5 protein-coding genes are annotated in these 7,658 nt (G+C 66.4%); 3 read left to right on the forward strand and 2 right to left on the reverse strand.

Annotated elements, in window-relative coordinates; all coding sequences use genetic code 11:
- Positions 1-385 precede the first annotated feature (385 nt).
- A complete protein-coding gene (locus Q6A48_RS23935; RefSeq protein WP_304556878.1) occupies positions 386-1,720 on the reverse strand; it encodes a lysine N(6)-hydroxylase/L-ornithine N(5)-oxygenase family protein in 1,335 nt (444 codons plus the stop codon).
- A 146-nt stretch (positions 1,721-1,866) separates the two neighbouring features.
- Positions 1,867-2,346, reverse strand: a complete 480-nt coding sequence (locus Q6A48_RS23940) for a sigma-70 family RNA polymerase sigma factor (RefSeq protein WP_304556879.1) — start codon at positions 2,344-2,346, stop codon at positions 1,867-1,869.
- A gap of 294 nt (positions 2,347-2,640) precedes the next feature.
- Here Q6A48_RS23940 and Q6A48_RS23945 point away from each other — a divergent pair, with 294 nt between their 5' ends.
- From Q6A48_RS23945 to Q6A48_RS23955, 3 genes are read left to right on the forward strand one after another with little or no spacing between them, the layout of a single operon-like run.
- Entirely contained in the window at positions 2,641-3,792 is a 1,152-nt protein-coding gene (locus Q6A48_RS23945; RefSeq protein WP_304556880.1) for an efflux RND transporter periplasmic adaptor subunit, read from the forward strand.
- Entirely contained in the window at positions 3,793-5,763 is a 1,971-nt protein-coding gene (locus Q6A48_RS23950) for a MacB family efflux pump subunit (protein WP_304556881.1), read from the forward strand.
- A 10-nt stretch (positions 5,764-5,773) separates the two neighbouring features.
- Positions 5,774-7,168 carry an efflux transporter outer membrane subunit gene (locus tag Q6A48_RS23955; RefSeq protein WP_304556882.1) on the forward strand — a complete coding sequence of 465 codons (1,395 nt, stop codon included), beginning with the start codon at positions 5,774-5,776 and terminating at the stop codon, positions 7,166-7,168.
- The last annotated feature ends 490 nt before the right edge of the window (positions 7,169-7,658 follow it).

The following is a 7,658-nucleotide window of genomic DNA, read 5'->3' on the forward strand; positions in this document are numbered from 1 at the left end:
GTGGGAGCGGGCTTGCTCGCGAAAGCGGAGTACCTGCCAACAAGAATGTTGAATGCACCTCCGCCTTCGCGGGCAGGCCCGCTCCCACCCTGGATATGCATACGGCCAGGAATCTCCAGGCCACACAAACACCTGTGGGAGCGGGCTTGCTCGCGAAAGCGGAGTACCTGCCAACAAGAATGTTGAATCTACCTCCGTCTTAGCGGGCAGGCCCGCTCCCACCCTGGATCTGCATCCGGCCAGGAATCTCCAGGCCACACACACCTGTGGGAGCGAGCCTGCTCGCGAAAGCGGAGTACCTGCCAACAAGAATGTTGAACCTACCTCCGTCTTCGCGGGCAGGCCCGCCACGGGAGTTGCAGGGGAATGAACGTGGGGCCTAGGCCTAAGCCGACGCCAGGTGCAGGTCGGGCACCGGGCGCGCGTGCCCGCGGTGCTTGCCATGGTCGTACAGCGAGCCAGCGATTTCATCGGCGCGCACCGGCAGGATCGACAGTAAGGTGTCGCTCAGGCCGTGGCTGGCCTGGCAGAAGCCCTGCATGTAGATGGCCGCCTTGCAACGTTCGTCAGTGATCAACTTGTAGTGACGATCCACTTCGAAATCGCCGAGGTACTGCGCCAACGGGGCCAATAGCGCACGGTGCATCTGCCGCTCGTAACCGGTGGCGAGCACCACCGCGTCATAGCGGCGCACGGTCACCTCGCCGGTGGCGTTGTTGCGCACCGCCAGTTCGATACCGGCGTCGGTGGCCGTGGCGTTCTCCACGGTGGTCAGGGTGCGGAAGGCATGGCGGGCCACGCCGGAGACTTTCTGGCGATAGAAAATCCCGTAGATGCGCTCGATCAGATCGATGTCCACCACCGAATAATTGGTGTTGTGGTACTCGTTGACCAACCGCTCGCGCTCGCTGTGGGGTTGCTGGAACACCAGGTCGGTGAACTCCGGGGAGAACACCTCGTTGACGAACGGGCTGTCGTCCGCCGGTTTCAGGGCCGAGCCGCGCAGGATCATGTCGACCTGGACCGACGGGAAGCTGTCGTTGAGGTCGATGAACGCCTCCGCCGCGCTCTGCCCGCCACCGATGATGGCCACCTTCATCGGTTGGCCGCTCATGCACGGCTGGGTCGCCATGCGCTCCAGGTACTGGGAGTGATGGAAGACCCGGCGATCGTCCTTGAAGGCCTTGAACGCCTCCGGAATGCGCGGCGTGCCGCCGGCACTGACCACCACCGAACGGGCGGTGCGGGCAAACTCCTGGCCTTGCTGGTCGCGGGAAATCACCCGCAGCGCTTCGACCTGCTGGTGATGCAGCACCGGCTCGATGCGCAGCACTTCCTCGCCGTAGCGGCTCTGTCCGGCGAACTGCGCGGCGACCCAGCGCAGGTAATCGTTGAACTCCATGCGGCACGGGTAGAAGGTGCCCAGGTTGATGAAATCCACCAGGCGCCCATGCTGCTTGAGATAGTTGACGAACGAATAAGGGCTGGTGGGATTGCGCAGGGTCACCAGGTCCTTGAGGAAGGAAATCTGCAGCTCGCTCTGGGTCACCAGGGTGTTGCCATGCCAGCGGTAGTCGGCCTGCTTGTCGAGGAACAGCGCGTCCAGCTCGCCCTGGACCGGGCCTCGCTCCTGCAACGCGATGGCCAGGGCCAGGTTCGAAGGGCCGAAGCCAATGCCGATCAGGTCGTGAACGATGGGCGATGCAATTGCCTGTGTCATTCCAGTGTCCTCTGGAGAAGCCCCTCAACAGGGCGCGTAAAGCCTGGGGGTAACCGACCGGCCTGTGGGGGGCCGGCAAGTCGTCTGTTGAGAGGAACGAGGACAATGAACAGAAATTTACCGCCGGGCGACCGGCCGGGGAGCGATCAGGGCGTGTCCCACTGTCGCACCCGAACGCGGCAGTGCTTCATGGCGTTGACGATGTGCTTCTCCACCAGTGCCCGGGAAATCCCCAGCCGTTCGGCGATCTGCGGGTGCGACAAGCCTTCGAGCTTGCGCAGCAGGAAACTCTCGCGGCACAGCGGCGGCAACTCGGCCAGGGCGCGCTGGAGCATGTCCAGGCGCTGGCCGTGGTCGAGGCAGGCATGGGGCGACGGCGTGAAGAAGCGTTCTTCGTTGTCCAGCACGTCCAGGGACTCGACCTGGCGCAAGGTATTGCGCCGGTGGCCGTCGATCACCAGGTTCAACGCCGTGCGATACAGGAACGCCCGGGGCTGCTCGATGGGCGTGTCGCTGGCGCGCTCCAGCACCCGCACATAGGCGTCATGCACCACATCCTCGGCCGCCTGGCGGTTGCCTAGCCTGGCGTTCAGGAAACACACCAGCTCGCGATAGTAGTTTTCCAACGTGACTCCCGTGCGCAATGACTGCGACCGCTATCCCTGTGGCCACCCGACCCGCCTGGACAGGCAGTGGCACGGTGGTGGCAACTTCAATCGCGTAATTTATAGTAATTCTCATATAGATTTAAAGCCTTGGTGAGCGCGGCGCTTGTTTCAGTGCCGTTGCGCGGCCCCGCAAGGCAACCTGCTACCAAGTGTTTCAGCCAGTAAATTCCCGCCCAAAACGCTCGTTTACCAGGACAGCCTCCCGTCCCAGGCCTCCTGCGACGGGCCCGATCCCACCGGCCGGAACCCTGCATGAAACGTCCCCGCCCTACCCGACGCGCCTGGCTTCTTACCGTCACCCTGCTGCCCGCCGTTGCCTTCGCCGCCTGGCAAGCCGTCGCGCCGGCCCCCGTCGACCGGGTCACCGCCACCGTCAGCCGGGGCGACATCGAAAGCAGCGTCACCGCCCTCGGCACCCTGCAACCGCGCCGCTATGTGGACGTCGGTGCCCAGGCGTCCGGGCAGATCCGGAAGATCCACGTGGAAGCCGGCGACGAGGTGCGCGAAGGCCAACTGTTGGTGGAGATCGATCCATCCACGCAAAAGGCCAGGCTCGACGCCGGGCGCTTCGCCATCGAAAACCTCAAGGCGCAGCTCCAGGAGCAGCGCGCGCAACACGACCTGGCCCGGCAGAAGTCCCTTCGCCAGCAGCAACTCAAGGCCGGCGGCGCGACCCGCGAGGAAGACGTGCAGACCGCCCAGGCCGAGGTGCGGGCGACCCAGGCGCGCATCGACATGTTCCTGGCGCGGATCCGCGAAGCCCAGGCCAGCCTGCGCAGCGACGAGGCGCAACTGGGCTACACGCGGATCTACGCGCCCATGGGCGGCACCGTGGTCGCCGTCGGCGCCCGGGAAGGCCAGACGCTCAACGCCCAGCAGCAGACGCCGCTGATCCTGCGCATCGCCCGCCTGACGCCGATGACGGTCTGGGCCGAAGTCTCGGAAGCCGACATCGGCCACGTCAAGCCGGGCATGAACGCCTACTTCACCACCCTGGCCGGCGGCACCCGGCGCTGGAGCAGCACGGTGCGGCAGATCCTCCCGGTGCCGCCACGCCCCCTGGAAGCCAGCCAGGGCGGCAGCCCCACCGGTGGCCGCAGCGGCAGCGAGCGCGTGGTGCTCTACACCGTGCTGCTGGACGTCGACAACGCCGACCGCGCGCTGATGACGGACATGACCGCCCAGGTGTTCTTCGTCGCCGCCCAGGCCCGGGATGTCCTGAGCGTGCCCAGCGCGGCGCTGCAAGGCGCCGCCGATCGGGTACTGGTGGTGGCTGACAATGGCGACGTCCAGCCGCGCACGGTCCGCACCGGCATCAGCGATCGGCTGCGCACCGAGGTGCTCGACGGCCTCGCGGAAGGCGAGCGGGTGCTGCTCGGCCCGAACCAGGACAGCGGAGGTTGAATGGACACGCCCCTGATCGAACTGCGGGACATTCGCAAGGCCTACGGCGGTGGCGACAGCCCACGGGTGGAGGTGCTGCGCGGCATCGACCTGGCCATTCACGCCGGGGAATTCCTGGCGATCGTCGGGGCATCCGGCTCTGGCAAATCGACGCTGATGAACATCCTCGGCTGCCTCGACCGCCCCTCCAGCGGCGACTATCGCTTTGCCGGGCAGGACGTCGCCCGCCTGGGCAGCGACGAACTGGCCTGGTTGCGGCGCGAGGCCTTCGGGTTCGTGTTCCAGGGCTACCACTTGATCCCGTCCGGCACCGCCCAGGAAAACGTCGAGATGCCGGCCATCTACGCCGGCACCTCGGCCGCCGACCGCCACGCCCGGGCCCGGGCATTGCTGGAACGCCTGGGCCTGGCGAGCCGCACCGGCAACCGTCCGCATCAATTGTCCGGCGGACAGCAGCAACGGGTGTCGATTGCCCGGGCATTGATGAACGGCGGCCACATCATCCTCGCCGACGAACCCACCGGCGCCCTCGACAGCCAGAGCGGCATCGAAGTCATGGCCTTGCTCGACGAACTGGCGAGCCAGGGCCACGTGGTGATCCTGATCACCCACGACCGCGACGTGGCGGCGCGGGCCAAGCGCATCATCGAAATCCGCGACGGCCTGATCATCAGCGACAGTGCCCACGGGGCGCCCGCGGCGCCGTCCGCCAACCCGAAGGCATTGCAAGCCGTGGACCTGCGCCAGCGCCTGAGCGCCGGCAGCGAACACACCGGGGCCTGGAAAGGCGAGTTGCTCGACGCGGTGCATGCCGCTTGGCGCGTGATGTGGATCAACCGTTTCCGCACCGCGCTGACCTTGCTCGGCATCGTCATCGGCGTGGCATCGGTGGTGGTGATGCTGGCGGTGGGCGAAGGCAGCAAGCGCCAGGTCATGGCCCAGATGGGCGCCTTCGGCTCCAACATCATCTACCTCAACGGCAGCGCGCCCAACCCGCGCGCCGCCAAGGGCATCATCAGCGAACAGGACCTGGCCGCCCTCGCCGCCCTACCCGAAGTGCAGCGCATCATGCCGGTCAACGGTGCCGAAGCCAGCGTGCGCTTTGGCAACCTCGACCACAAAAGCTACGTCGGCGGCAACGACACGCAATTCCCGCTGATCTTCAATTGGCCGGTGGTCCAGGGCAGCTATTTCAGCGACGCCGATGAGCGCAACGCGGCGGCGGTCGCGGTGATCGGGCACAAGGTCCGGCAGAAACTGCTCAAGGACGTCGCCGACCCCATCGGCCGCTACATCCTGATCGAGAACGTGCCGTTCCAGGTGGTCGGCGTGCTCGCGGAAAAAGGCGCCAGTTCCGGCGACTCCGACGCCGACAACCGCATCGCCGTGCCCTACTCCGCCGCCAGCGTACGCCTGTTCGGCAGCCGGCATCCGGAATACGTGGTGATTGCCGCGAGGGACGCCGGCAAGGTCCGGCAGGCCGAGCAGGCGGTGTCGCAGACCTTGTTGCGCCTGCACGACGGCCAGCAGGATTTCGAGTTGACCAACAACGCCGCGATGATCCAGGCCGAGGCACGTACCCAGGGCACGCTGTCGCTGATGCTCGGGGCGATTGCCGCAATCTCGCTGCTGGTGGGCGGTATCGGCGTGATGAACATCATGCTCATGACCGTGCGCGAGCGAACCCGGGAAATCGGCATCCGCATGGCCACGGGCGCCCGCCAGCGGGACATCCTGCGCCAGTTCCTCACCGAAGCGGTGATGCTCTCGGTGGTTGGTGGGCTGGCCGGCATCGGCCTGGCCTTGCTGGTGGGCGGCGTGCTGTTTCTGGGCAAGGTCGCGGTGGCGTTCGAATGGCTGGCGGTGTTCGGCGCCTTCGGTTGTGCCCTGGCCACCGGCGTCGTGTTTGGTTTCATGCCGGCCCGCAAAGCCGCCCGCCTCGACCCGGTCGCGGCCCTCACCAGTGAATGAATGCATGCCGATGAAAGCGCACCTGACCCTCCTGGCCGCCAGTCTTCTGCTGGCGGCCTGCACCACCCCACCGTCGCCAGCGGACAGCGGCATCGAACCGCCAGCGACGTGGCAGTACCTCGATACGCCAGGCACCCAGGCGGACAACCGGCAATGGTGGACGCATTTCGGCAGCCCGCAACTCGATCGCCTGATCGAACAGGCGCGCCGGGACAGCCACGACCTCGCCGCCGCCATGGCGCGGGTTCGCCAGGCACAGGCCAGTGCGGTGGTCGCCGGCGCGCCCCTGCTGCCGGACATCAAGGCCGGGCTCAACGGCAATCGCCAGGAACTGCTGCGAGGCAAGGGCTACAGCCAACTGGACGTGGACCGGGATAACCGCTCGCTGGATTACTACGACGCGAACCTCAGCGCCACCTATGAACTGGATTTCTGGGGCGGCAAACGAGCGGCCCGTGACAGTGCCCTGGACACCCTGGCCGCCAGCCGCTTCGACCGCGCGACCGTGGAGCTGACCCTCCTCAGCGGCGTCGCCAACAGCTACACCCAGGCGCTGTCCCTGGACGAACAGCAGCGCATCGCCGAATTGAACCTGGCCAATGCCCAGAGCGTGCTCGACCTGGTGCAGACCCGCTACGACGCCGGCAGCGCCACGGCCCTGGAGCTGTCCCAGCAGAAAAGCCTGGTGGCGGCGCAGCAGCGCAGGTTGCCGCAGGTGCAGCAACAGGCGCGGGAGGCTCTGGTCACCCTGGCGACGCTGCTGGGGCAACCGGTTCAATCGGTGCGCCTCGACGCCGAGGACTTCGATCGTTTGCACTGGCCGTCCATCGACGCCGGCGTGCCCAGCGACCTGCTGCGCCGTCGCCCGGACATCGCCGCCGCCGAAGCACGCCTGCGCGCCGCCGCGGCCGACATCCAGGTGGCCCGGGCGGCGATGCTGCCGTCGGTGACCCTCGGCCTGAGCCTCGCCAGCGGTGCCGACATCGCCGACCAGGTGTTGCGCAACACCGTCTACAACCTCACCGCCGGCCTGGCCGCGCCGGTCTTCAACAACGGCCGCCTGGGAGCCGAACGGGACAAGGCCACCGCGCGCCAGGAAGAACTGCTGGAAACCTACCGCGCCGCCATCATCAACGGCTTCGCCGACGTCGAAAAAGCCTTGAACGGCATCACCGGCCTGGAACGACAGCGGCAGTGGCAAGCCGAAGAACTGCAACAGGCCCAGACCGCCTTCGACATCGCCCAGCGCCGCTACCAGGCCGGCGCCGAAGACCTGCTCACCGTACTGGAAACCCAACGCACCCTCTACGCCGCCCAGGACACGAACGTACAACTGCGCCTGGCGCGCATGCAGGCGAGCGTGGCGTTGTACAAGGCGCTGGGTGGGGGTTGGCAACCCCTGTAAACCCCGACCCCAGCCTCAAGCCAGGCACATTTGTGGCGAGGGGATTTATCCCCGCTGGGCTGCGCAGCGGCCCCAATCAGTAACCTCACGGTATATCCGATCTTTTGGGTTGGCTGGTTTTGGGGCTGCTGTGCAGCCCAACGGGGATAAATCCCCTCGCCACAATGATTCTCTGGGTCTCATGAAGGGTGTTCGGCTTGGGTCCTGTTTATTCGGATATGTCGGACACCCGAAGCTACCCCCTGGGGATCCAGCAGATGCTCGAGCTGAGTGAGCGACTGGCAAACCGCGCCCTGGACATCGAGCGTGGCGTTGTACAAGGCGCTGGGTGGCGGTTGGCAGCCCCTGTAAACCCCGACCCCGGCTTCAAGCCAGGCACATTTGTGGCGAGGGGATTTATCCCCGCTGGGCTGCGCAGCGGCCCCAATCAGTAACATCTCGGTGTATCCGATTTTTTGAGTGGGCTGGTTTTGGGGCTGCTGTGCAGCCC

Origin of the sequence: Pseudomonas citrullilanati (assembly GCF_030580855.1) — a bacterium.
GTDB lineage: Bacteria > Pseudomonadota > Gammaproteobacteria > Pseudomonadales > Pseudomonadaceae > Aquipseudomonas > Aquipseudomonas citrulli.